Here is a 22,996-nt window from a genome sequence, read left to right as displayed (position 1 = left end):
CGACCCGCCGCGCGCAGGATCAAGACCCGGCGCGCGCAGATCAAGACCCGCCGCGCGCTGACCACGACCCACCGGACAGGCGCTGGACGAAGCCCCCAGGCCCAGGCCCTGGACGGGCTCCAGCCCCGAGCCTCCAGCCCCCGCCCTCACCGCTCCTCCGCCGGCCCCCGCCACCGCTCGCGCGCGCTCGCGACCCGGAACAGGTAGTCCACGTACGCCCTGTCGTAGTACTCGACCGCCTCCGGATCCGGGTCCACCACCAGTTCCGGAGCCGTCCACGCCGCCACGTCGACGCCCCGCCCCAGCTCGCCGCCCCGCGCCGCGATCGCGGCCAGGATCGCGCCCCGCGCGCCCGGCTCCGGCCCCCGGGCCACCCGCAGCGGCCGGCCCAGCACGTCGGCGAACAGCCGCAGCCACGACAGGCTGCGCGTCCCGCCACCACTGATGGCCAGCTCGCCCGTGAGCCCCGCCGCCTCCAGGCAGTGCCGCGCGGCCAGGGCGATCGCCTCGCACATGCCCCGTACCAGATCCGCGCGGGAAGCCCGCAGGTCGAGACCGGTGAACTCCGCCCGCGCGGTGGGGTCCACGAACGGCGCGCGCTCGCCGGACGGCGAGAGGTACGGCAGCGCCGCCACCCCGTTCGCGCCGCGCGGCGACTCGTCCAGCATCCCGGACACCTGGTCGTGCGTGGCGCCCACCATCCCCAGCACCCAGTCGAGCGCGACCGTGCCGGTCATCGCGGGCAGCGCCCTCATGTGCCGGTCGGGCCGCGCCGTCGCGAGATGGAAGCCCACCGGATCCGCGTCGAACGCGACGCTCTCCACCACGACCTGGCACGCCAGCGTCGTACCGACGATCAGCAGCCCGTCGCCCGGTTCCGTCACGCCCGCGCCGATCGCGGTCGCGGGCAGGTCGTACGGCCCCGAGGTGACCGGCGTCCCCGCGGGCAGGCCTGGCGTGCGGCCGTGCGCCTTTCCGTACGGCAGGGTCGCGGCGATCGGCGGCAGCAGGTCCGCGCGGTGCGCGACGCCCAGGGCCGCGAGCGCCTCGGGGGAGTAGGCGCGGGTGCGCGGGTCGAGGAAGGGGACGGAGGCGTCCGAGAGGTCGGTGCCGCGCTCGCCCGTCAGGCGCAGGTGCAGGACGTCCTTGCAGCACGCGGCGGTCGTGGCCGCGTCCAGGGACTCCGGTTCGTTGCGGTCCAGCCAGGCCAGGAGCGGTCCCGGGGAGCCGGGGAACAGGACGTTCCCCGTCCGCCGGTACAGGACCTCCGCCGTACCGTCCGCCATCCACCCCGCCACCAGGCCGCCGGCCCGGCCGTCCATCCACGACATCGCGGGGCGGACGGCCCGTCCCCCGGCGTCCACCAGCCACAGCCCGTCCCCCTGGCCGGTCATGGCGACCAGGTCCGGCGCCCCGCCGTCGGTCACCGCCGCGAGGACGTGCGCGGCGGCCCGTACCACCTCTTCGAGATCCTGCTCGACCCGCTCGCCCCGGCCGCCGAGCGAGATCGGGGTCGACTCCACGCGCAGCGCGGTGCCGTCCTCCGCGAAGGCCGCCGCCTTGGCGACCGAGGTTCCCATGTCCAGTCCGACGAACACCGTGCCTCCTCTGTCGTGCCCCGCGGATCCCGGGCCTCCCGCGCCCTGACCCCTGACGACCAGTCAAGCCTCAGACGACGCGGTGGGCGAGAGGCTCGCCGCGCAGGAACCGGCCCACTTCCGCCGCGGCCGTGCGCGCCGCGTTGTGCGCGACCGCCGTGTTGGCCCCCGCCAGATGGGGTGTCATCACCAGCCGGGGCGCCGACCGCAGCCGGGACCCGGGCGGCGGCGGCTCGACGGCGAACACGTCGAGCCCGGCCGCCGCCAGCCGCCCCGACTCCAGCGCGTCGCACAACGCGTCCTCGTCCAGCAGTGCGCCCCGCGCGCAGTTGACCACGACCGCGCCCTCGGGCAGCAGCGCCAGCTCGCGGGCGCCGAGCAGCCCCCGGGTCTCCGGGGTGAGCCGGGCGTGCAGCGACACGACGTCGGAGGTACGCAGCAGCTCGTCCAGGTCGGCGACGGGCGTGCCCACCTCGCGCAGCGACTCCGGGTCCGCGTACGGGTCGTACACCCGCACGTGGGCGCCGAAGGCGCCCAGCGCCCGCGCCACCCGGCTGCCGACCGCGCCGCAGCCGACGAGCCCGACCCGGGCGCCGTCCAGACCGGGCCCGCAGTTGTCGTACGTGTAGAACTCGCCCGCCCACCGGCCGGCGGCGAGCGCCGCCGACGTCTCGGGGATGCGGCGCATCGTGGCCAGCAGCAGGCCGACGGTGTACTCGGCGGTGGCTGCCGCGTTGCGCCCGGGGGTGTTGCAGACCTGGACGCCGCGTTCCTTCGCCGCGTCGAGGTTGACGTTCACGGGACCGCCCCGGCCGACGACCACCAGCCGCAGCCCGGGGGCGCCTTCGAGGACCTTCCTGGTCACCGGGGCCATCTGGGTGACGCAGACCTCCACGCCGTCGAGGGCGGCGAGGAGCGCGGACTCGTCGCCCGACGCCTCGACCACCTCGGAGACCGGGCCGAACGGGGTCAGGGGCCAGGGCAGGAGCAGTTCGCCGATCGTATGGCCGTCACCGATCTCGGCGGTCAGTTCCCGGGCGAAGAGGTCGGGGGCGACAAAATGGTCGCCGGCGGCGAGGATCTTCATCGTGGACTCTCCCTGGTCGTGGCGGTGCCGTCGGGACGGGGCTCAGGCGGGGGCTCGGACGGGGGCGATCTCGTAGGGGACGCCGCTCTCGTCGAGCGAGCGCAGGACGTCCGGCGGAGTGCGGTCGTCGATCAGGACCAGGTCGAACGCGGAGAGCGGCGCCAGCCGGTACAGCGCGGTCCTGCCGATCTTGGAATGGTCGATCATCAGCACCTTACGGCCGGCGGCCGCGAGCATCGCGCGTTTGACGGCGACTATCCGCTGTTCCTGATGGAAGGCGTGGTCGCCGACCACCGACGACGTCGACACGAAGCACACGTCGACGCGCAGCGCCTCGACGGCCTCGACGCACGGCACGCCGAGGAAGGAGTCGTGCAGCGGGTCGTAGTCGCCGCCCAGCGCCATCAGGTGCACACCGCGTTCCCCCGAGAGGAGGTTCAGCGCCTCCAGGAAGTTGGTGACGACGGTGAGCGGCTCGAACCGGGGGAGCAGCCGGGCCAGTTCCAGCGCGGTGGTCGAGTCGTCGATCATCACCGACATGCCGGGCTCCACCAGGGTGGCGGCCTTCGCGGCGATCGCCTCCTTCTCCGGCCGCATGGACTTCTTGCGGTAGGCCACGTTGCTCTCGAACACACCGGACGGCTGGGCGGTCACCCCGCCGCGGAACTTGCGCAGGACCCCCTCGCGCTCCAGCTCGTCGATGTCGCGGTAGATGGTCATCGGACTCACGCCGAACCGCTCCGCCAGGTCGGCCGCCGACGCCGATCCCTCGGTCAGTACGTGATCGGAGATCTCGCGGCGGCGCTGTGCGGGGCCGAGCTGGCTCTTGTCCTGTGACATCCCCGGTCCTGTTCCTCACCAATAACATGAAGCTCTGAGGATATAACATAGATTGTTGATGTACGCCGTGGTCACGGTGTGAAAAGCCCCGGGGTGCGAACGCCGCGATCCGCGTCGTGAGGACACCGGGAACCGGGACGGGAAGGCAGGCAGGGGTGTACGACGACGACGTGTGGGTCGGGCTCGACCTCGGGACGCAGGGCGTCCGCGCCCTGGCCGTCACCGACGACGGACAGGTACGCGGCCGCGGCTCCGCCCCCCTCACCGGCCACCGCGACGGCGACCGGCACGAACAGCTCCCCGCCGACTGGTGGACCGCCGCGACCGCCGCCCTCCGCCGGACCCTCCGCGAGGTCCCGGCCGCCCGGGTGCGGGGCATCGCCGTGTGCAGCACGTCCGGCACCGTCCTGCTCACCGACGCCGAGGGCACCCCCCTCACCCCCGCCCTCATGTACGACGACAGCCGGGCGGCGGCCGAGGCGCGGCACGCCCAGGAGACCTCCGCCGACGTCTGGCGGTCCCTCGGCATCCGTATCCAGCCGAGCTGGGCCCTCGCCAAACTCCTCTGGCTCACCGGCGCGGGACAGGGCGAAGCGGCGGCCGGCGGCTCCGCCGACCCCGCGCGGCTGCGGGGCGCCCGGGTCTGCCACCAGGCGGACTTCGTCACCGGCCGCCTCGTCGGCCACCGCGTGGCGACCGACTCCAGCCACGCCCTCAAGACCGGGTACGACCTGCTGACCCGCACCTGGCCCACCGCCGTGCACGACCGACTCGGGCTGTCGGGGCTCGACTTCCCCGACGTGGTGGCACCCGGCGCCCCGCTCGGTACGGTGGGCCGCGAGGCCGCCGAGGCGACGGGCCTCGCCGAGGGCACGCCGGTCGTCGCGGGCATGACGGACGGGTGCGCCGCCCAACTGGGCTCCGGCGCCTGGGAGGTCGGGCAGTGGAACTCGGTCCTCGGCACCACCCTCGTCCTCAAGGGCGTCACCGCCTCCCCCCTCCACGACCCCGCGGGTGTCGTCTACAACCACCGCTCCCCGGACGGCAATTGGCTGCCCGGCGGCGCCTCCAGCGTCGGGGCCGGCATCCTGACCCGGACGTTCCCCGGCGCCGACCTCGGGCAGCTCGACCAGCGGGCCGCCGCGCGGGAGCCGGCGAGCACGGTCGCGTACCCCTTGGTCTCACGCGGGGAACGCTTCCCGTTCCTGGCCCCCGGCGCCGAGGCGTTCGTGCTCAGGACGCCGGCCGACGACGCCGACCACCACGCGGCGCTCCTCCAGGGCGTCGCCCTGACCGAACGGCTCTGCCTCGCGTACGTCCGCATGCTCGGCGCCCCCGTCGAGGGCCCGGTGACCTTCACCGGCGGCGCCACGCGCAGCGCGTACTGGAACCAGCTGCGCGCGGACGTCCTCGGCCGGGCCGCCGCGATCCCCGAACTCACCGACCCGGCGCTCGGCATGGCGGTGCTCGCGGCGTACGGGGTACGGGGCGGCGGCCCGGTGGCCCGGGGCATGGTCCGTATCCGTACGACGCTGGAACCCCGCCGGGACCACCACGACCGCTTCACGGAAGCGTTCGGGACACTGGTCGACGAGCTGGAACGACGGGGCTGGCTCCCCCCGGAAACCGCCGCGTACGCGAGGACAGAAGGATGAGGACGGCAGGATGACGAGAAGGATGACGGCAGAGAGATGACCACGCCCCCGACTCCCGCCCCCACCACCCTCTTCCTGGCCCGCCACGGCGAGACGGTGTGGCACGCGGAGAACCGCTACGCCGGGATCAGCGACATCGGCCTGACACCGCTCGGGGCCGAGCAGGCCGAGGCACTGGGCCGCTGGGCGGCCGGGGCCCGCCTCGACGCGATCGTCACGTCCCCGCTCTCGCGCGCCCGCCGCACGGCGGCCCCCGCGGCCCGGACGACCGGGCTGCCCGTCGTGGTCGAACCGGACCTGGTCGAGCTGGACTTCGGGATCGCCGAGGGCCGGACGCTCGCCGCACTCGACGCGTCCCACCCCCACGAGACCGAGGCCTTCCGCCACGACCCGGCCGCGCACCCGCTACCGGGCGGCGAGGACCCCGGGGCCGCGGCCGTCCGGGGCGCGGCGGCCCTCCTGCGTCTCGCGGCGGCCCACCCGGGCGGCCGGATCCTGGTGGTGGCGCACAACACGCTGTTCCGCCTGGTCCTCTGCCACCTGACCGGCATCCCGAAGCGCGACTACCGCCGCACCCTCCCGGGCCTGCGCAACTGCGCCGTCACCGAACTGCGCGTGACCGGCGACCGGGCGGCCCTGCTCTCGTACAACGTGCCGACCGGCGCACCGGACGGGCGCTGAGCCGTTCCCCGCAGCCCGCCGTCCCCCTTCATCAGGACAGCAACTCGACGTACCCGTCCGTCCCGTGCACGCGGATCCGCTGCCCGTCCCGGATCAGGCGGGTGACCCGGTCCACGCCCACGACGGCCGGCAGGCCGTACTCCCGCGCGATCACCGCGCCGTGGGTCATCAGACCGCCGACCTCCGTCACCAGGCCCGCGATCCCGACGAACAACGGCGACCAACTGGGGTCCGTGAACGTCGTGACCAGGATGTCGCCCGCTTCGAGGTCGGCCTCCGCCAGGTCGAGCACCACGCGCGCCCGCCCCTCCACGGTCCCGGCGGAGACCGCCAGGCCGACCAGGGCCCCGTCCGGCACGTCGTCGCGGCGGTACGCCCCCGTGAGGGCCTCGCCGTCCGAGGTGAGCACCCGGGGCGGGGTGAGGGCCTCGTACGACCGGAACGCATCCTTCCGCTCCCGTACGAGCCCGTCGTCCACCCGGTCCGTCCGGACGACGTCGTGCAGCTCCTCGAACGTGAGAAAGAAGACGTCCTCCTTCTCGGCCAGCACGCCCGCCCGCACCAAGCGCTCGGCCTCCGTCATCAGGGCCCGCTTGTAGACGAAGTAGCGGCTGACGATCCCGTACTTCGGGTACTCCCGGTACCCGATGAACGTCCTGACCCGGTCGATCATCCGCTTCGCCTCCTCCGCCCTCCGGTCCCCGTCCGGCAGGGCTCGCAGGCGGGACAGCACGTCCCGCTCCTTCTCCAGGGCCTTCCGCCGCCCCTCCTCGAAGCGCAGCCCGGCCGCGCCCGGCCCGAAGTTCCTGACGTTGTCGAGGAGCAGGGGCACGAGCGTCGTGGGGCGCTCGCGCCAGCGCGGCCGGGTGAGGTCGATCTCGCCGACGCAGCGCATGCCGTACCGGTCGAGGTAGGCCTCGACGGCCTCCCGCGCCTCGGTCCCGCCCGCCCGCTTCGCCAACTCGTCCAGGAACACGTCGTCCCCGACGTGCCCGGCGTCCCGCAGGAAGGCCAGCACCTCCGGCAGCGGGCGGATCACGTCCGCGACGTCGAGCAGGGCCAACCCCATCTCCGACGTGATGTTGCCGGGGGCGGACAGGGTGAGCGTGTCGGCCGCGTTCTTCTCGCCCAGCCACTCCCACAGCCGGTCGTTGAGCCACCAGGTGGCCTCCATCCCCGCCATGATCGCCCGGAGGTTCAGCGGATCACCGAGGAGGCGCTTGTGCTCCTGGAAGGCTTCCAGCAGGAAGTCGAAGAGGGCCGGGCCGGTCCGCGTCCGGATGTCGCGCTCCAGCGCGGCGAGGGAGGCCTCGGAGCGCCGGATCAGTTCGGGGACAATGGCGGGATCGGGGACAAGGCCGGGATCGGGCTCGCCCGGGGCGGGCGCCGCGCCCGCCGGCGGTCCGGCGGGAGCGGGGTCCGGCAGCGACGGTACGAAGTCGTCGCGACCGAGGACCGTCTCCAGGGCGTCCCTGACCAGCGGATCGCCCCTCCCCATGAGGTCCAGGAGAGCGGCGCGCCCCGAGGGCGGGCCGAGGCGCCGGGTGACGTCGACGAACAGCCGCCCGCCGGCCGTCCGCATGGGTGCCATGGCGGTCAGCTGCCACACGGACAGCCCCAGGGGCTTCATGGCGTCGGTCATCATCTGCTGGTGGCCGACGGAGACGTACACGTGATTCTCCCGGTCGTCGGCCTCCGGGACGGGGAACAGCGTCGTGATCGGCCGGCTCTGCACGATCTCGAAGGTGTCGCCCGCCAGGCACCATTCGATGTCCTGCGGGCGGCCGAAGTGCGCCTCGATCCGGCGCCCGAGCCCTACGAGCCGTACCACCTGAGTGTCCGTCAGCGCCGGCCGCTCCTGCTGCCGCGCGTCGACCGCGGCGTCCTCCGTACCACCGCCCGGCAGCGCCCGGACGACCCGCCGCTTGACGGCGATCGACCGGGCGACCACCTCGCCGTCCCGCACCGTGAAGACGTCCGGGGTCACCAGCCCGGACACCAGCGCCTCGCCGAGGCCGAGGCCGGCGTCCACGGTGGCGGTCCTCCGGTGGCCCGTGACCGGGTCGGCCGTGAACAGGACGCCGGACGCGTCCGGGAGGACCATCCGCTGCACGACGACGGCCATGCGGACCGTACGGTCGTCGATGCCCTGGTGCCGCCGGTAGACCACGGCCCGCTCGGTGAACAGCGAGGCCCAGCAGCGGCGGACGTGCGCGAGGACCGCCGCGGGCCCCACGACGTTCAGGTACGAGTCCTGCTGCCCGGCGAACGACGCCGTCGGCAGGTCCTCCGCCGTGGCGCTGGACCGTACGGCCCAGGCGGCCCCCTCACCGAGGCGGCCGACGGCGTCGGTGATCTCCGCCGCGAGATCGTCCGGTACGGCGGCCCCCTCCACCATCAGGCGGATCTCCGCGCTGAGGGTACGGATCGCCTCGATCCCGTCCTCGATCCCGTCCCGGTCGTCGGGATCGATCCGCGCCAGCGCGTCGAGCCGCTCGCCGACCGCCGGCACGCCCGCCACGACCCGCCGGAACGCGTCCGTCGTCACACAGAAGCCCCCCGGCACCCGGACCCCGTCGATCCGCGCCAGCGCCCCCAACTGCGCGCCCTTCCCCCCGACAAGGGCGACGTCCGCCCCGTCGACGTCGCCCAGATCCCGCACATACCGCTCGCTCACGCGCACCTCGTCGCCCCGTTCCCGCAGGTTGTAGCCTCGGCCGCCGATTCTGCGCCGCCCCCGGGGCCTTGTGGCAAGCCCCCCTGTGCGCTATACCTTGAGAGTGGCAAGGAGACAGCGCTCTCCTTGCCTTTCGCTTTTGCCGGAGCGCGGAAGACCGAGCGCGTCCTATCCCTCGTGGGCCGCGACGAGGTCGCGGTCCACCGCCAGGGAGCCGCGGTCCAGCGGGGGCAGCCCGAAGTGGTCACTGATCAGCCGGGTCAGCTGCTCCTCGTTGTCGAGAGCCAGCCCGGCGTCGGTGATGACGGGAGCAAGCTCGTTGGGCCAGTACGCACCCACTTCTGCTGGGGCCTCGTAGTCGACGCAGGACACGGTCCGGCCGTCCCGGTAGTGATACGCCTGGGGACCGTGCGCCTTGGCGACGCACGGGTTGGGCACGAACACGACCAGCTCGGCCCCGGGAGGGCACAGCTTCCGGTGGTCGATCAGGTCGTAGTCGCCGCGGGCCGGGTCGTACATGGGGTGCACGACCACCCCCCACTCACCGGCGACAACGTCACCACCGCCCGCGAACGGCGGCCGGCGCACCGCGCTCAGCCCGTCCCTCACGAAGCCCTACTCCTTGAGAGACTCTCGGCCATGACCTCGATCGATCATGAAGTACGGAAGTCGTGGGAACGCATCGACGCCTGGTGTGCGGACCGGCTGCGGTGGAGACCCATGAGGGCGGCAGCCGACGCGGGCCGGCTCCGCGCGGTCGAGGCGGACCTCGCGCTGACACTCCCCGCCGACGTGCGCGAGTGGTGGACCCTGGACCGGGTCGCTGCCGACGACTGGATCCCCGGTGGCTTCGCCCCTGTGGATCTGGAGGAGGCCCTGGAAACGCGGGAGATCTGGCTGCTGGTCGCGGAACAGGAAGGCGACGCCCTCGACGCGAACGGCGAACCGGAACCGCGCTTTCACCCATCCTTCCTCCCGATCGCCCTCAGCCCCGGCGGAGACGGACTGGTCGTCGACCTACGGCCCGGCGATTCCTACGGCGCGGTTTTCCTCTGGGACCACGAGACGTGGGTACTCGGAGTACCGCTGTGGCATTCGGTGGCCGCGATGCTCCAGGACACCGCCCACGCCCTCGAATCAGGCACCCCGGCCCTCCTCCACCACACCACCCACGCCGGCACCCAACCACCATGCGTAGCTGTCGTGGACGCCGCCGGCGATCTGACCTGGAGCGACTGAGTTGGATGTCATGAGGGCCGACGCGGCGTCGACGAGGCCTGTGACACCCTTTGGCAATGCTTTTGGCTGATCAGGCAAGCAGTGTCGAGCTTTGCCCGTTGCGGTACCAGTTCTCCGCAGTCCGCGGCGACTCGTACGATGACAACTGGCTGGTCATCTGCGGCTCGGTGACGACTCCGGAGGGCACCTGGACTTTCACCGATCCCTGTCTGCTGATCGATGAAGCCCGCCGGGTGTCCGCGTGGCTGCGCGGCGTGGCGGCGGGGACGGTTGCGGTGACCGGACCTGGTCCCGACGGTTCGTTGTCCCCGGAGACGTGGTTCGTCGAGCCGGTTCTGGCCTTCAGCCTCTGCGATCGAAGCAAGGACGGTGCGGTGATTCGCGTGCACCTGTCCATGGAGGCGGCACCCCCATGGCAGCAGGGTGAGAACGGCGCAGACATCTACCAGTACTTCGTCGAGACCCAGGTAGACGCAGCTGCTCTGCTTCGCGCGGCTGACCAGTGGGATTTTGCTCTGGCCTCGTTCCCCACCCGCTGATCAGAGCCAACTCAGCAGGAGACGATGGGCAGGAATGACCGTGGGCGCTCAGGTTCAGCGGCAGAGGTTCATCAGGGTGTCGTCGAAGTCCGGGAACTCTCCGGTGGCCTGCTCGATCACGGCGGCGGCGGACGCGCGGTGGTCAGGTGCGAACTGTGCCGCGATGGCCGTCAGGTCCCGGTTGGGGTGGGGGGTCCAGCCCGGCTCGGGATCGTGTGACGTGGCCGCTTCCCACGGGCCGACGCCGGCGGCCAGCAACCACAGGAAGGCGCCCAGGTCGCGGGCGACGACGCCGGTCTCGCCTTCCGAGCCGAGAAAGACGACGGGCTGCTCGGTCAGTGGCTGATCCGGGCGGACCAGCCAGAACGCGGCGTATCCACCGGTGCCGTCCTGGCCGAACACGCGGAACTCGTCGCCGCTCAGCTCGCGGTTGCCGGTCCATGCCCGGAACCAGTCGGTTGTCTCGTCGGCGGTGAGGAAGGTGGTGAACGGCTCGAAGTCGACACCGTCCACGCCGACGTGGTCGAGCCGAACGGCCATCGCACTGGCAAGCGGGGCGGGAAAGTGGCGATCTTCGCTCGACGTCATGCGAACAGGCTAGCGATCGGCCGGATCGGGTGAGGACCGCGCTCAGGCGGGTCCGGGCATGACCTCTGGGCGGTCATGTACTAGAGTTATCTCGACATCGAGATATATGCCGAAGGCGTACCGGAGTCGCCCGACCGGTGAGGGTTACCTAAGTAAGTCTTACCTTAGCGGATGGCGAGGGGTCGTGGCGGCATCACGCGGCGGTTGCCGCATCTGAGGTACGGCGCGGTAGAACGCGCACATTGATGAAGGAGACTGTCGTGTCGGCGAACAGCTTCGACGCCCGCAGCACGCTGCGCGTGGGTGACGAGTCGTACGAGATCTTCAAGCTGGACAAGGTCGAGGGCTCCGCGCGCCTCCCGTACAGCCTGAAGGTGCTGCTGGAGAACCTGCTCCGCACCGAGGACGGCGCGAACATCACCGCCGACCACATCCGCTCCATCGGCAGCTGGGACTCCCAGGCCCAGCCGAGCCAGGAGATCCAGTTCACGCCGGCCCGCGTGATCATGCAGGACTTCACCGGTGTGCCCTGCGTCGTCGACCTCGCCACCATGCGCGAGGCCGTCAAGGAGCTCGGCGGCGACCCCGCGAAGATCAACCCGCTGGCCCCGGCCGAGCTGGTCATCGACCACTCCGTGATCGCCGACAAGTTCGGTACGCCGGACTCGTTCGCGCAGAACGTGGAGCTGGAGTACGGCCGCAACAAGGAGCGCTACCAGTTCCTGCGCTGGGGCCAGACCGCGTTCGACGAGTTCAAGGTCGTCCCGCCCGGCACCGGCATCGTCCACCAGGTCAACATCGAGCACCTGGCCCGTACGGTCATGGTCCGGAACGGCCAGGCGTACCCCGACACCCTCGTCGGCACCGACTCGCACACCACGATGGTCAACGGCCTCGGCGTGCTGGGCTGGGGCGTCGGCGGCATCGAGGCCGAGGCGGCCATGCTCGGCCAGCCCGTCTCGATGCTCATCCCGCGCGTCGTCGGCTTCAAGCTGACCGGCGAGCTGACCCCGGGCACCACCGCCACGGACCTCGTCCTCACCATCACCGAGATGCTGCGCAAGCACGGCGTCGTCGGCAAGTTCGTGGAGTTCTACGGGGAGGGCGTCGCCGCCACCTCGCTCGCGAACCGCGCCACCATCGGCAACATGTCGCCGGAGTTCGGCTCCACCGCCGCGATCTTCCCGATCGACGACGAGACCATCAAGTACCTCAAGCTCACCGGCCGTTCCGACCAGCAGGTCGCGCTGGTCGAGGCGTACGCCAAGGAGCAGGGCCTCTGGCTCGACCCGGCCGCCGAGCCCGACTTCTCCGAGAAGCTGGAGCTCGACCTCGCCACGGTCGTCCCCTCGATCGCCGGCCCCAAGCGCCCGCAGGACCGCATCGTCCTCGCCGACGCCAAGGCCCAGTTCGCCCACGACGTCAAGAACTACGTCACGGACGACGAGGAGGCGGGCAAGGAGTCCTTCCCGGCCTCAGACTCGCCGGCCAGCAGCAACGGCGTCCCCACGAAGCCGACCCTGGTCACCACCCCCGACGGCTCGACGTACGAGATCGACCACGGCGCCGTCACCGTCGCCGCGATCACCTCCTGCACCAACACGTCCAACCCGTACGTGATGGTCGCCGCCGCGCTCGTCGCGAAGAAGGCCGTCGAGAAGGGCCTGACCCGCAAGCCGTGGGTCAAGACCACCCTCGCGCCCGGCTCCAAGGTCGTCACCGACTACTTCGACAAGGCCGGCCTCACGCCGTACCTCGACAAGCTCGGCTTCAACCTGGTCGGTTACGGCTGCACGACCTGCATCGGCAACTCGGGCCCGCTGGACGAGGAGATCTCGAAGGCGGTCAACGAGGCCGACCTCGCCGTCGCCGCCGTGCTCTCGGGCAACCGCAACTTCGAGGGCCGCATCAACCCCGACGTCAAGATGAACTACCTGGCCTCCCCGCCGCTGGTCGTCGCCTACGCCATCGCGGGCTCCATGAAGGTGGACATCACCCGGGACGCGATCGGCACTGACCAGGACGGCAAGCCGGTCCACCTGGAAGACATCTGGCCCACCGAGGCCGAGGTCAACGAGGTCGTCGCCTCCGCGATCGGCCAGGACATGTTCAACGAGTCCTACAAGGACGTCTTCGCCGGCGACGAGCAGTGGAAGGCGCTGTCCATCCCGACGGGCAACACCTTCGAGTGGGACCCGCAGTCCACCTACGTCCGCAAGCCCCCCTACTTCGAGGGCATGACGATGGAGACGACCCCGGTCGCCGACATCGCGGGCGCGCGGGTCCTCGCCAAGCTGGGCGACTCGGTCACCACCGACCACATCTCCCCGGCCGGCGCGATCAAGGCCGACACCCCGGCCGGCAAGTACCTCACCGAGCACAGCGTCGAGCGCCGCAACTTCAACTCGTACGGCTCCCGCCGCGGCAACCACGAGGTCATGATCCGCGGCACGTTCGCCAACATCCGCCTGCGCAACCAGATCGCGCCGGGCACCGAGGGCGGCTACACCCGCGACTTCACCGCCGAGGGCGGCCCGGTCTCCTTCATCTACGACGCCTCCCAGAACTACCAGGCCGCCGGCATCCCGCTCGTCGTCCTGGCGGGCAAGGAGTACGGCTCCGGTTCCTCCCGCGACTGGGCCGCGAAGGGCACCGCGCTCCTCGGCGTCAAGGCCGTCATCGCCGAGTCGTACGAGCGCATCCACCGCTCGAACCTGATCGGCATGGGCGTCCTCCCGCTCCAGTACCCGGAAGGCGCCTCGGCGCTGAGCCTCGGCCTGACCGGCGAGGAGACCTTCTCCTTCAGCGGCGTCACCGAGCTGAACAACGGCACGACCCCGCGTACGGTCAAGGTCACCACGGACACCGGCGTCGAGTTCGACGCGGTCGTCCGCATCGACACCCCCGGCGAGGCGGACTACTACCGCAACGGCGGCATCATGCAGTACGTGCTCCGCAGCCTGATCCGCAAGTAGAGAGCCGCGGTGCACGAAGGCCCGGTCCCCCCTCCCGCGCGGGAGGGGGGACCGGGCCTGCCTCGTCAGTGGCCGGTGGTCAGCACCATGCGGAAGCGGGCCTCGCCCGCCAGCATCCTCGCGTAGGCCGCGCTCACCTCTTCGAGAGGCACCTGCTCCGTCCACGGCCGGATCCCCGTCCTGACCGCGAAGCGGAACATCTCCTCGCGATCCAGGGTCGTCCCCGAGATCAGCCCGTAGACCTTCTTCGTCCCGCCGATCAGCTCCCAGCCGCTGATCCGCAGGTCCTCCGGGGCGATCCCCACGAGGACCAGCTCGCCCCGCCGGCCCAGACCGCCCAGCGCCGACGTCGTCGCCGCCGCGTCCGTGACCGTCGAGACGACCACCTTGGCGCCCCCGTACCCGCCGCCGTACTCCGTCAGCGTCCGGGCCACGTCCTGCTCCGTGCTGTCGATGTAATGGTCGGCCCCCAGATCGACCGCGAGCCGCGCCTTCTCCCTGCCCCGCGCGACCGCCACCGTCTCGAAGCCCATCCGCGCCGCGATCCGCACCGCCAGGTGCCCCACCCCGCCCAGCCCCTGCACCGCGACGAGGTCACCCGGCCTGGCCGCGCTGTTGCGCAGGGCGTTGAACGCGCTCAGGCCCGCGCACGCCAGCGCCGCCGCGTCCGCCGAGGCCAGCCCGTCGGGGACCAGGGAGAGGGCGCTCTCCGGGAGCACCACCGTGTCGGCGAAACCGCCCGGGTACGAGACACCCGGGGTCTGCGCCTCCACGCAGTTCACCGAGTCCCCGGACCGGCACGCCTCGCAGCGCCCGCACGTCCCGGCGATGTAGCCGCACGCGACGCGCTGCCCCTTCCGTACGCCGGTGACCCCGTCCCCGAGGGCCTCGACCCGCCCGGCGATCTCGTGGCCCGGGGTGAGGGGGAAGGCCGTCCCCGGCAGCTGCCCGTCGACGACCGACACGTCCGAATGGCAGATCCCGCACGCCTCCACGGCGACCCGCACCTCGCCGGGGCCTGGCTCGCGCACGGGGGTTTCCGTGACGGTGAACGTGCCGCCCGGCTCCGACACGAGCACCGTACGATTCCTGGTCCGACGGGTGAGGGCCATCGCGCGTCCCCTCTGCGTGGAAGCACACCACTTCCCAGTCTGCGCCGGACGGGATCGGACCGCCACGCGTGGGCCCAGCCACCGACGCGCGGCCCCCGGACGCCGGACGGGCCACCGGCGTGTGCTGGTGGCCCGTCCTCACCCGAAGGTCCCGCGTCAGCGCAGCAGCTCCACCTCCGCCAGCGTCGCCTGACCGTCCGTCACCAGCCGGTAGTGCGCGTACGACCCGGGACGCGGGACCGTGAACGCCCGCGTCTGCTTGTCCCACGCGAAGGTCTCACCCGCCCGCGTGTCCAGCGTCTTCCACGTCGTGCCGTCGGCCGAACCCTCCAGCCGCCAACCACCCGGCGCCGTAGCGGCCTTGGCCGACGTCAGCGTGTACTGCACCGCCCGCGTGGACGTGGCCACCGGCAGGTCCACCGACTCGACGGGGGCCTCGGTGCGCGAGGAGTTGTCGAAGAGCGGGCCCGACGCGGTGACCGCGTCCGTGCGCGGCGCCGGCACCTTGTCGTCCTTCGTGATCGAGACCGGGGCCGCGTTCGCGCCCGTGCCCCAGGTGGAGGGCTTGGATCCCATGGCGAACTCCAGGACCCCGCCCTTCTCCAGCACGTCGTGCGGCAGCGAGGTGGAGTTCCAGGTCTTGCCGTTGACCTTCAGGCCCTGCACGTAGATGTTCTTCGCGCTGTTCTTCGGCGCCTTGACGACCAGGTCGCGGCCGTTCTCCAGGTGCACCGTCGTCTTCGTGAAGAGCGGCGAGCCGATCGCGTACTCGCCACTGCCCATCACCAGCGGGTAGAAGCCCAGGGACGAGAAGAGGTACCAGGCCGACTGCTCGCCGTTGTCCTCGTCGCCGTGGTATCCCTGGCCGATCTCGCTGCCGGTGTAGAGCCGGGAGAGGACCTCGCGGACCTTCTCCTGCGTCTTCCACGGCTGCGAGGCCGCGTTGTACATGTACGTGACGTGGTGGGCGACCTGGTTGGAGTGCCCGTACATGCCCATCCGGACGTCGCGCGCCTCCGTCATCTCGTGGATGACGCCGCCGTACGAGCCCACGAACTCGGCCCCGGCGGTCTCCGGCGTCGCGAAGTAGGTGTCGAGCTTGTCGGCGAGTCCGGCCCGGCCGCCGTACAGGTTGGCCAGCCCGCGGCTGTCCTGCGGCGCGGTGAAGGCGTAGCCCCAGCCGTTCGTCTCGGTGTAGTCGTACCCCCAGACCCGCGGGTCGTAGTTCGCCGACGGCACCCGCCAGTCGCCCTTGAGGTTACGGCCCTGGAAGAAGCCGGCCTTGGTGTCGAAGAGCGAGACGTAGTTCTGGGCGCGGTTGAGGAAGTACTCGGACTCCTCCTTGTAGCGCGCCTTCTTCGTCTTCTTGTAGAGCGCCTGGCCCATCTCCGCGAGGCCGTAGTCGTTGAGGTAGCCCTCCAGCGACCAGGAGAGGCCCTCGTGGGTCTCGGTGGACGCGTAGCCGAGGAACGGCGACGTCTCCATGCCCTTGCGGCCCACGCCCGACATCGGGGGAGCCACGGTCGCGTTCTTCAGGGCCGCCTCGTACGCCGTCTCCGCGTCGAAGTCGACCCCCTTCACGTACGCGTCGGCGAAGGCCACGTCCGAGCTGGTGCCGGTCATCAGGTCGGCGTACCCGGGTGAGGACCAGCGGGAGATCCAGCCGCCGTCCTTGTACTGCTGGACGAACCCGTCGACGAGCTTCCCGGCCTTCTTCGGGGTGAGGAAGGAGTACGCGGGCCACGTCGTCCGATAGGTGTCCCAGAAGCCGTTGTTGACGTACACCTCACCGTCGACGATCTTCGCGCCGGTCTGGGTCGGCGTGTCGGGGCCGGTCTGCGGCGAGAAGGGGCTGGCGTACTGCTGCTTCGGCCGCGCCTTCGTACCGGTGTTCTCGAAGCCCGAGTTCGGGTACAGGTAGAGCCGGTAGAGGCTGGAGTACAGGGACGTCAGCTGGTCGTGGTCCGCGCCCTCCACCTCGATCCGGCCCAGCAGGCCGTCCCACGCCTTCTGCGCGCGGCTCTCGACCTTCTCGAAGCCCGTGCCGGCCGGGATCTCGTCGGCGAGGTTCTTCTTCGCCTGGTCGACGCTGATCAGCGAGGTCGCGAGGCGCAGTCCGACGATACGGTCGGCTCCCGCGTCGAAGCGCAGGTAGCCGGTGACGTCGTCCCGCCCGCCGCCGGTGAGCTTGCCGCTCGCGGTGACGGGGGCGTCGAAGACGCCGTACACGAAGAGGCGTGTCGCGCCGGTCGACAGACCGCTCTTGACGTCCGAGAAGCCGGTGAAGGAGTCGGTCGCCGGGTCGAGGGTGAGCCCACCCGCGTTCGAAATGTTGTCGAACACGATGCTGGCGTCGTCACCGGGGTAGGTGAACCGCATCATCGCCGCGTGGTCGGTCGGCGTCATCTCGGCCTTGAGGCCGTTCTCGAACGTGACGCCGTAGTAGTGCGGCTTCGCCGTCTCGTTCTCGTGCCGGAAGGGCAGCGCCCGCTCGGCGCGGTCCGGGTCCGGGACGCCGGTGGCCACGGACGGCATCAGCTGGAAGGTCTGCCGGTCACCCATCCAGGGGCTCGGCTCGTGGCTGGCGCTGAACGCCAGGAGCGTCGGCAGGTTGTCGGCGTTGTTGGCGCGCGCGTACTCGTACAGCCAGCTGTCGGAACCGGCGTTGGTCACCGGGGTCCAGAAGTTGAAGCCGTTCGGCACGGCGGTCGCCGGGAAGGTGTTGCCGCGCGAGAACGACCCGCTGGAGTTGGTGCCGCGGACCGTGGACGCGTAGTCCGACAGGTGCGCGAGGCGCTTCTCCGGGGCCTTGGGCGCCAGGGTGATGTCGTCGATCCAGCCCTGGAACTTCCCGGGGCCCTTGGGCGCGTCGTACGCGACCAGGACGCGGTCCACGGTCTTGCCCGCGGCGACCGAGCCGATGCGGGAGTCGACCTGGTTCCACTGGTTGACGTACAGCCGCTTGGCGGCGCCCTGGCCCTGCGGGGTCAGCAGGCCGCCGTGCGAGTCGAGCGCCTTGAGGTCGCTGAGGTACGTGCCGTCGGTGAAGGCCAGGTCCACCGACACGTTCGTCGCCGGGTAGTTGAGGTCCGTCTCCGGGAGGGACGGGTAGATCCGGTACGAGAGCGCGGTGTCGCGCCGCACGGCCGTGTTGACGTCGAAGACCTTGTTGTACGAGTACGCGCGCCCCTCGGGCTGGTGCGTACCGGCGTACTTCAGCGCCCGGGTGCCGGTGAACCCGGCGCCGGACTTCGCGGTCGGCGAGCCGGACGGGCCGCGGTCGACCTGGGTGCGCATCTCGGCCGGCGCCGGCGGGCTGGTGTCGCCGTCGGAGAACTGGACGTCCGCCAGTTGGGTGATGTTGGAGCCCGAACCACCGTTGTTCGCCGTGATGTTCAGCCGGTAATGCGCGAACGCGGTTGAATTATCGAATTCATATGATTTGGTCTGAAAGCGTTCCGAGAATGTCTCGCCGGTACGGGAGTCGAGGTCCTTCCACTCCTTCCCGTCGGCCGAGCCCTGGAGCGTCCAGTCCTCCGGGTCGCGCTCCGCGTGGTCGTTCGCCGAGGTCAGGGCGTAGGTGACCACCTTGACCGGCTGTGCGAGGTCGAACTCCAGCCAGGCGGTGGACTCGAAGGCGAGCCATTTCGTGCCGGGGGTGACGTCGACCAGATTCTCCTTGGTCTCGCCGCCACCTCCGTTCTCGGCACTGGCGCGGACCTCGGTCACCTGGTCGGTGACATTGCCGGGGATACCGGCGTTGAAGCCGCCGTCGACCCCGGATGCCCGTTTCCCGCCGTCGGGTCCGACTTCTACGGTGTTGCGCCAGTCCGGCTGGGATTCGTCCGCCTCGAATGAGGAGGTGAATTCCCTATCGGCCGGCGCCGGCCGGGCGGGCTGTGCGAGGGCGGCGGACGGGGCCGTCAGGACGAGCAACGACGCGGTCGCCACGAGGGCGGCCGTATGCCATTGTCTGCGCCGGGGACCGGATCTCTCCTGCATACCGAGTTTCCTCCTGCGAAACCAAGCTGGACAACGTTGTCAAACAGGACACGCGGGGTCCAGTAGGAGGCAACTGCGGAGTGGTGTCAAGGGTGTTGAAGGTGTGTCGGGGACGGGAGTGGCCGAGACCCGTTCATTTCGGAGAAGCCCTGGTGGTCGAATGAGGACATCACCGGCTCATATATCCGCGAGGTCTCAACTAGGGAAAGACTGCCGTCCAAACCTGCTTTCGATCTTGCTCCCCCGGCGGCAAGTGGACTATACCTGTCGGACCCGGCCCGCGAGGTTTCAAGCGGCGGGCGGATCAGGAGGAACCGGGGACGGCGGGGAGGGCTCTGCCCGCATCCGACCGGCCATTCAGGCCGTTCTCTCTGTATTCGAGCACCACAATCCTGCACGACCCAGCTTCATTTGACCGCGGTGGCGGGGCCCTTCGCCTCAGACGAGAAGGACGGGCGACCGGTACACCGCCTGAGTCCTGGAGAAGGCGAGGACTTGAGCATGGGATCCACCTCCGCTCAGCACACCAACGAGGGCCTCGGCCGTCGAGACGTCATCAAGCGATCGGCCGCGATCGGCCTGATCACCGTCCCGACGATGGGCTTCCTGGCTTCGTGCGCGAGCAGCGACAGCGGGACCGACAAGAAGGTCGAGAAGGGCAAGACGTCCGCACAGAACCCGCTCGGGGTGAACGAGACGGCGCCGCTCGACTTCGTCCTGTTCGACGGAGGGTTCGGTACGGAGTACGCGAAGGACTCGGTCGCGCTGTTCGAGAAGGCGTACCCGAAGGCGAAGGTCAAGTTCTCCTCGACGCAGAAGATCCAGTCCGAGCTGTCGCCCCGGTTCAACGGCGGCACCCCGCCGGACCTGATCGACAACTCGGGCGCCGAGCAGATGGACATGGGCGTCCTGGTCGGCAAGAAGCAGCTGACCGACCTCACCCCGCTGCTCGACGCGCCGTCGATCGACGACCCGGCGAAGAAGGTCCGCGACACCCTGCGGCCCGGCATCGTCGAGATGGGCCAGTACGACGGCGACCCCGTGTGGATCATGAACTACGCCTACACCGTGTACGGCGTGTGGTACTCGCAGACCGCTCTCGACAAGCTCGACGCCGAGTACCCCCAGGACTGGGACGCGATGCTGGCCCTCTGCGCGAAGGCCAAGAAGAAGAACATCGCCGGCTGGACGTACGCGGGCAAGTACCCGTACTACATCCCGTTCTCGCTCTACCCGTTCATCGGCAAGATCGGGGGCCGCGAGGTCCTCGACGCGATCGACAACCTCGAGCCGAACGCCTGGAAGAACCCGGCCGTGAAGTCCGCCTTCGAGGCGTACTACGAGCTGTTCAAGAAGGGCTACATCCTCAAGGGCACCCCCGGTATCGACCACATCCAGTCGCAGACCGCGTGGACCGAGGGCAAGGCGCTGTTCATCCCGAACGGCTCCTGGGTCGAGAACGAGGCGGCGAAGACCACGCCGAAGGACTTCCAGATGAAGGTGGCCGCGCCGTCCAGCCTGGACAGCTCGGACAAGCTGCCGTTCGGCACCATCTGGGCCGGTGGCGGCGAGCCGTTCATCGTGCCGGCGAAGGCCGCGAACCCGCAGGGCGGCATGGAGCAGCTGCGCGTCATGCTGAGCGAGGCCGCGTCGAAGAACTTCACCACGAAGGTGAAGTCCCTGAGCGCGTTCAACGGCGGCACGGACGGCCTGACCCTGTCCACCGCGATGCAGTCGGGTGTGGACGCGCTGAAGCTCGCGGGTGACAACGTGCTCAACCCGCGGCTCCAGGACTGGTACGTGGCTCTCCAGAAGGAGAAGATCGGTACCGGTGTCCTCGGTGAGCTGATGGCCGGTCGCATCACGCCGGCCGAGGCCGTCAAGAAGGCGCAGGGCTTCGCCGACGAAGCCGCCAAGGACACCTCGATCAAGCACTACAAGCACCAGTAGGAGCGGACGTGACCGGAAGCCCCACCGGGGCTTCCGGTTCCCCAGGCAGTACGGCGGCACCCGCCGAGGATTCGGGGTCGGGAGACATGCAACACGGCAAGTACCGGTTCATCGTGGGATTTTTGGTGGTCCCCTTGGCGATGTACACCATTTTCGTCATTTGGCCATTCATTCAGTCCATCTACTATTCGTTCACGGACTGGACCGGTCTGAGCCCCGACTTCAAGATGGTCGGCTTCGGGAACTATTCCCGGCTGCTGGACGACGACACCTTCTGGAAGTCGTTGCAGCACAGCGTTCTCCTCGCGCTGCTGCTGCCCGTCGTGGTGCTGGGCCTGGCGCTGTTCTTCTCGTTCATGCTGAACGTGGGAGGACGGCGGCGAAAGGGAGCGGCGATCGCCGGGGTCCAGGGCTCGGGCTTCTACAAGATCGTCTACTTCTTCCCGCAGGTGCTCTCGATCGCGATCGTCGCGCTGCTCTTCCAGTTCGCGTACAACCCGAACAGCGGCCTGATCAACTCCGCGCTCGACGGCGTGGGCCTCGGCAGCGTCCAGCCGGAGTGGCTGGGCGACCCGGACCTCGCCCTGTGGTGCGTCATGGCGGTCCTGGTATGGAGTCAGGTCGGCTTTTTTGTCGTCCTGTTCTCCGCGGGCATGGCCTCCATCCCGAAGGACTTCTACGAGGCGGCGCTGCTCGACGGCGCCAGCCGGGTCACCACCTTCTTCCGCATCACCCTGCCGCTGCTGTGGGACACCGTGCAGTCGGGCTGGGTCTACATGGGCATCCTCGCCCTGGGCGCGGAGTCCTTCGCCGTCGTCCAGATCATCACCGTGGGCCCCGGCGGGCCCGACGGTTCCACCAGTGTGCTGACGTTGCTCGTCTACCAGAAGGCGTTCCGTGACGGTCAGGCCGGATACGCGACCACGATCGGTGTCGCCCTTCTCATCGTCACGCTGATCTTCTCCGCCGTCGTGATGCGGCTGGGTCGGCGTGAGCGGCTGGAGTTCTGATGAAGACCACTGACACCCCTCCTCCTCCCGCCGGGACCGTCGAGGCACGGCCGGTCGTCAAGAAGCTGGACACGCCCTCCGGCAAGGACCGCAGCGGTGGCGTGCTCAACGTCTTCTCGCACGGCGTCCTGGTCATCTGGTCCGTCCTGGTCGTGCTGCCGCTGCTCTGGGCGGTGATGACGTCCTTCAAGGACGACAAGTCGATCCTGACCACGCCGTGGGCCCTGCCGGACAGGCTGCACTTCGAGAACTGGTCGCGCGCCTGGACCCAGGCGCACATGAGCGACTACTTCCTCAACACCATCCTGGTGGTGGCCGGTTCGCTCATCGGGACGCTGCTGCTCGGCTCGATGGCCGCGTACGTCCTCGCGCGCTTCGAGTTCCCGGGCAACCGCTTCATCTACTTCCTCTTCGTGGGAGGGATGAGCTTCCCCGTCATCCTGGCGCTCGTCCCGCTGTTCTACGTCATGAACAACCTCGGTCTGCTGAACACCATCCACGGCCTGATCCTGGTGTACATCGCCTACTCGCTGCCGTTCACGGTGTTCTTCCTGACGTCGTTCTTCAAGACACTGCCCACGTCGGTCGCCGAGGCGGCGATCATCGACGGGGCCTCGCACACGCGGACCTTCTTCCAGGTGATGCTGCCGATGGCCAAGCCCGGCCTGATCAGCGTCGGCATCTTCAACTTCCTCGGCCAGTGGAACCAGTACCTGCTGCCGACGGTGCTCAACACCGACCCGGACAAGAAGGTGCTCACCCAGGGACTCGTGCAGCTCGCGAGCAGCCAGGGCTACAAGGGCGACTGGTCCGGTCTCTTCGCCGGCCTCGTCATGGCGATGCTCCCGGTGCTGGGGGCGTACATCATCTTCCAGCGCCAGGTGGTGGCCGGGCTGACGGCGGGCGCGCTCAAGTAGCGGTCACGCTCGGATAACGGTTCGGTGTACGGAGGTAACGGCGGGCGGACATAACGGTTCCGTATCCGCGGAACGCCCGTAACGCACCCGTACCCGTCAGGCGGTGGAAGGGCCCCGGCAGACGCC

General features: G+C 70.2%; 16 protein-coding genes. 8 read left to right on the top strand and 8 right to left on the bottom strand.

Annotated features, from left to right (window positions below):
- Nucleotides 1-146: 146 nt before the first annotated feature.
- The 3 genes from HA039_RS07130 to HA039_RS07120 form a co-directional block, all read right to left on the bottom strand.
- Nucleotides 147-1,598, bottom strand: a complete 1,452-nt coding sequence (locus HA039_RS07130; protein ID WP_167025450.1) for an FGGY-family carbohydrate kinase — start codon at nucleotides 1,596-1,598, stop codon at nucleotides 147-149.
- Between the two features lie 70 nt (nucleotides 1,599-1,668).
- Nucleotides 1,669-2,685: a 2-hydroxyacid dehydrogenase gene (locus HA039_RS07125; RefSeq protein WP_167025447.1), complete on the bottom strand. Its 1,017-nt coding sequence runs from the start codon at nucleotides 2,683-2,685 to the stop codon at nucleotides 1,669-1,671.
- Between the two features lie 42 nt (nucleotides 2,686-2,727).
- Nucleotides 2,728-3,525, bottom strand: coding sequence for a DeoR/GlpR family DNA-binding transcription regulator (locus HA039_RS07120; protein ID WP_167025444.1), 798 nt, complete (start codon nucleotides 3,523-3,525; stop codon nucleotides 2,728-2,730).
- A gap of 155 nt (nucleotides 3,526-3,680) precedes the next feature.
- Here HA039_RS07120 and HA039_RS07115 point away from each other — a divergent pair, with 155 nt between their 5' ends.
- On the top strand, nucleotides 3,681-5,180 hold the full coding sequence (locus tag HA039_RS07115) for an FGGY-family carbohydrate kinase (RefSeq protein ID WP_167025441.1): 1,500 nt from the start codon (nucleotides 3,681-3,683) through the stop codon (nucleotides 5,178-5,180).
- Between the two features lie 36 nt (nucleotides 5,181-5,216).
- Nucleotides 5,217-5,861 (top strand): histidine phosphatase family protein, encoded by a 645-nt coding sequence (locus HA039_RS07110; RefSeq protein WP_167025438.1) that lies wholly within the window; start codon nucleotides 5,217-5,219, stop codon nucleotides 5,859-5,861.
- A gap of 31 nt (nucleotides 5,862-5,892) precedes the next feature.
- Here HA039_RS07110 and rph read toward each other — a convergent pair whose 3' ends face one another.
- On the bottom strand, nucleotides 5,893-8,538 hold the full coding sequence (gene rph / locus HA039_RS07105; protein WP_167025435.1) for a rifamycin-inactivating phosphotransferase: 2,646 nt from the start codon (nucleotides 8,536-8,538) through the stop codon (nucleotides 5,893-5,895).
- Between the two features lie 168 nt (nucleotides 8,539-8,706).
- A complete protein-coding gene (locus HA039_RS07100) occupies nucleotides 8,707-9,147 on the bottom strand; it encodes a hypothetical protein (protein ID WP_167025432.1) in 441 nt (146 codons plus the stop codon).
- A gap of 30 nt (nucleotides 9,148-9,177) precedes the next feature.
- Between HA039_RS07100 and HA039_RS07095 the strand changes: the two genes are divergently transcribed.
- Both HA039_RS07095 and HA039_RS07090 read left to right on the top strand, forming a co-directional pair.
- Nucleotides 9,178-9,777, top strand: coding sequence for an SMI1/KNR4 family protein (locus HA039_RS07095; RefSeq protein WP_167025429.1), 600 nt, complete (start codon nucleotides 9,178-9,180; stop codon nucleotides 9,775-9,777).
- A 56-nt stretch (nucleotides 9,778-9,833) separates the two neighbouring features.
- Nucleotides 9,834-10,316 carry a WapI family immunity protein gene (locus tag HA039_RS07090; protein ID WP_167025426.1) on the top strand — a complete coding sequence of 161 codons (483 nt, stop codon included), beginning with the start codon at nucleotides 9,834-9,836 and terminating at the stop codon, nucleotides 10,314-10,316.
- Between the two features lie 54 nt (nucleotides 10,317-10,370).
- Here the strand turns inward: HA039_RS07090 and HA039_RS07085 are convergent, their stop codons facing one another.
- Complete coding sequence (locus HA039_RS07085; RefSeq protein ID WP_167025423.1) at nucleotides 10,371-10,904, bottom strand: SMI1/KNR4 family protein; 534 nt, start codon at nucleotides 10,902-10,904, stop codon at nucleotides 10,371-10,373.
- Nucleotides 10,905-11,164: 260 nt separating this feature from the next.
- Here HA039_RS07085 and acnA point away from each other — a divergent pair, with 260 nt between their 5' ends.
- On the top strand, nucleotides 11,165-13,879 hold the full coding sequence (gene acnA / locus HA039_RS07080) for an aconitate hydratase AcnA (RefSeq protein WP_167025420.1): 2,715 nt from the start codon (nucleotides 11,165-11,167) through the stop codon (nucleotides 13,877-13,879).
- A 65-nt stretch (nucleotides 13,880-13,944) separates the two neighbouring features.
- Here the strand turns inward: acnA and HA039_RS07075 are convergent, their stop codons facing one another.
- Together HA039_RS07075 and HA039_RS07070 are read right to left on the bottom strand one after the other, a co-directional pair.
- Entirely contained in the window at nucleotides 13,945-14,991 is a 1,047-nt protein-coding gene (locus HA039_RS07075; RefSeq protein WP_167025416.1) for an alcohol dehydrogenase catalytic domain-containing protein, read from the bottom strand.
- A 156-nt stretch (nucleotides 14,992-15,147) separates the two neighbouring features.
- Complete coding sequence (locus HA039_RS07070; RefSeq protein WP_167025413.1) at nucleotides 15,148-18,993, bottom strand: GH92 family glycosyl hydrolase; 3,846 nt, start codon at nucleotides 18,991-18,993, stop codon at nucleotides 15,148-15,150.
- Nucleotides 18,994-19,494: 501 nt separating this feature from the next.
- On the opposite strand from HA039_RS07070, the gene ngcE reads away from it, so the two are divergent.
- The 3 genes from ngcE (at nucleotide 19,495) to HA039_RS07055 (ending at nucleotide 22,870) form a co-directional block, all read left to right on the top strand.
- Nucleotides 19,495-20,943, top strand: a complete 1,449-nt coding sequence (ngcE, locus tag HA039_RS07065; RefSeq protein WP_167025410.1) for an N-acetylglucosamine/diacetylchitobiose ABC transporter substrate-binding protein — start codon at nucleotides 19,495-19,497, stop codon at nucleotides 20,941-20,943.
- An 86-nt stretch (nucleotides 20,944-21,029) separates the two neighbouring features.
- Nucleotides 21,030-21,953: a carbohydrate ABC transporter permease gene (locus HA039_RS07060; protein WP_167025407.1), complete on the top strand. Its 924-nt coding sequence runs from the start codon at nucleotides 21,030-21,032 to the stop codon at nucleotides 21,951-21,953.
- Nucleotides 21,953-22,870 carry a carbohydrate ABC transporter permease gene (locus HA039_RS07055; protein ID WP_167025403.1) on the top strand — a complete coding sequence of 306 codons (918 nt, stop codon included), beginning with the start codon at nucleotides 21,953-21,955 and terminating at the stop codon, nucleotides 22,868-22,870. The genes HA039_RS07060 and HA039_RS07055 overlap by 1 nt, the downstream gene beginning before the upstream one ends.
- The last annotated feature ends 126 nt before the right edge of the window (nucleotides 22,871-22,996 follow it).

It is taken from the genome of Streptomyces liangshanensis (genome assembly GCF_011694815.1).
GTDB classification, from domain to species: Bacteria; Actinomycetota; Actinomycetes; order Streptomycetales; family Streptomycetaceae; genus Streptomyces; species Streptomyces liangshanensis.
This window is presented reverse-complemented; position numbering and strand designations above follow the sequence as displayed.

What these genes read in the sequence shown, in the direction of transcription:
- HA039_RS07070 (WP_167025413.1), bottom strand. Translation starts at nt 18,993, where the DNA reads ATGCAGGAGAGATCCGGTCCCCGGCGCAGACAATGGCATACGGCCGCC.
- HA039_RS07090 (WP_167025426.1), top strand. Translation starts at nt 9,834, where the DNA reads ATGCTTTTGGCTGATCAGGCAAGCAGTGTCGAGCTTTGCCCGTTGCGG.
- HA039_RS07110 (WP_167025438.1), top strand. Translation starts at nt 5,217, where the DNA reads ATGACCACGCCCCCGACTCCCGCCCCCACCACCCTCTTCCTGGCCCGC.
- HA039_RS07075 (WP_167025416.1), bottom strand. Translation starts at nt 14,991, where the DNA reads ATGGCCCTCACCCGTCGGACCAGGAATCGTACGGTGCTCGTGTCGGAG.
- HA039_RS07125 (WP_167025447.1), bottom strand. Translation starts at nt 2,685, where the DNA reads ATGAAGATCCTCGCCGCCGGCGACCATTTTGTCGCCCCCGACCTCTTC.
- HA039_RS07060 (WP_167025407.1), top strand. Translation starts at nt 21,030, where the DNA reads ATGCAACACGGCAAGTACCGGTTCATCGTGGGATTTTTGGTGGTCCCC.
- HA039_RS07085 (WP_167025423.1), bottom strand. Translation starts at nt 10,904, where the DNA reads ATGACGTCGAGCGAAGATCGCCACTTTCCCGCCCCGCTTGCCAGTGCG.
- HA039_RS07120 (WP_167025444.1), bottom strand. Translation starts at nt 3,525, where the DNA reads ATGTCACAGGACAAGAGCCAGCTCGGCCCCGCACAGCGCCGCCGCGAG.
- ngcE (WP_167025410.1), top strand. Translation starts at nt 19,495, where the DNA reads ATGGGATCCACCTCCGCTCAGCACACCAACGAGGGCCTCGGCCGTCGA.
- HA039_RS07055 (WP_167025403.1), top strand. Translation starts at nt 21,953, where the DNA reads ATGAAGACCACTGACACCCCTCCTCCTCCCGCCGGGACCGTCGAGGCA.
- HA039_RS07095 (WP_167025429.1), top strand. Translation starts at nt 9,178, where the DNA reads ATGACCTCGATCGATCATGAAGTACGGAAGTCGTGGGAACGCATCGAC.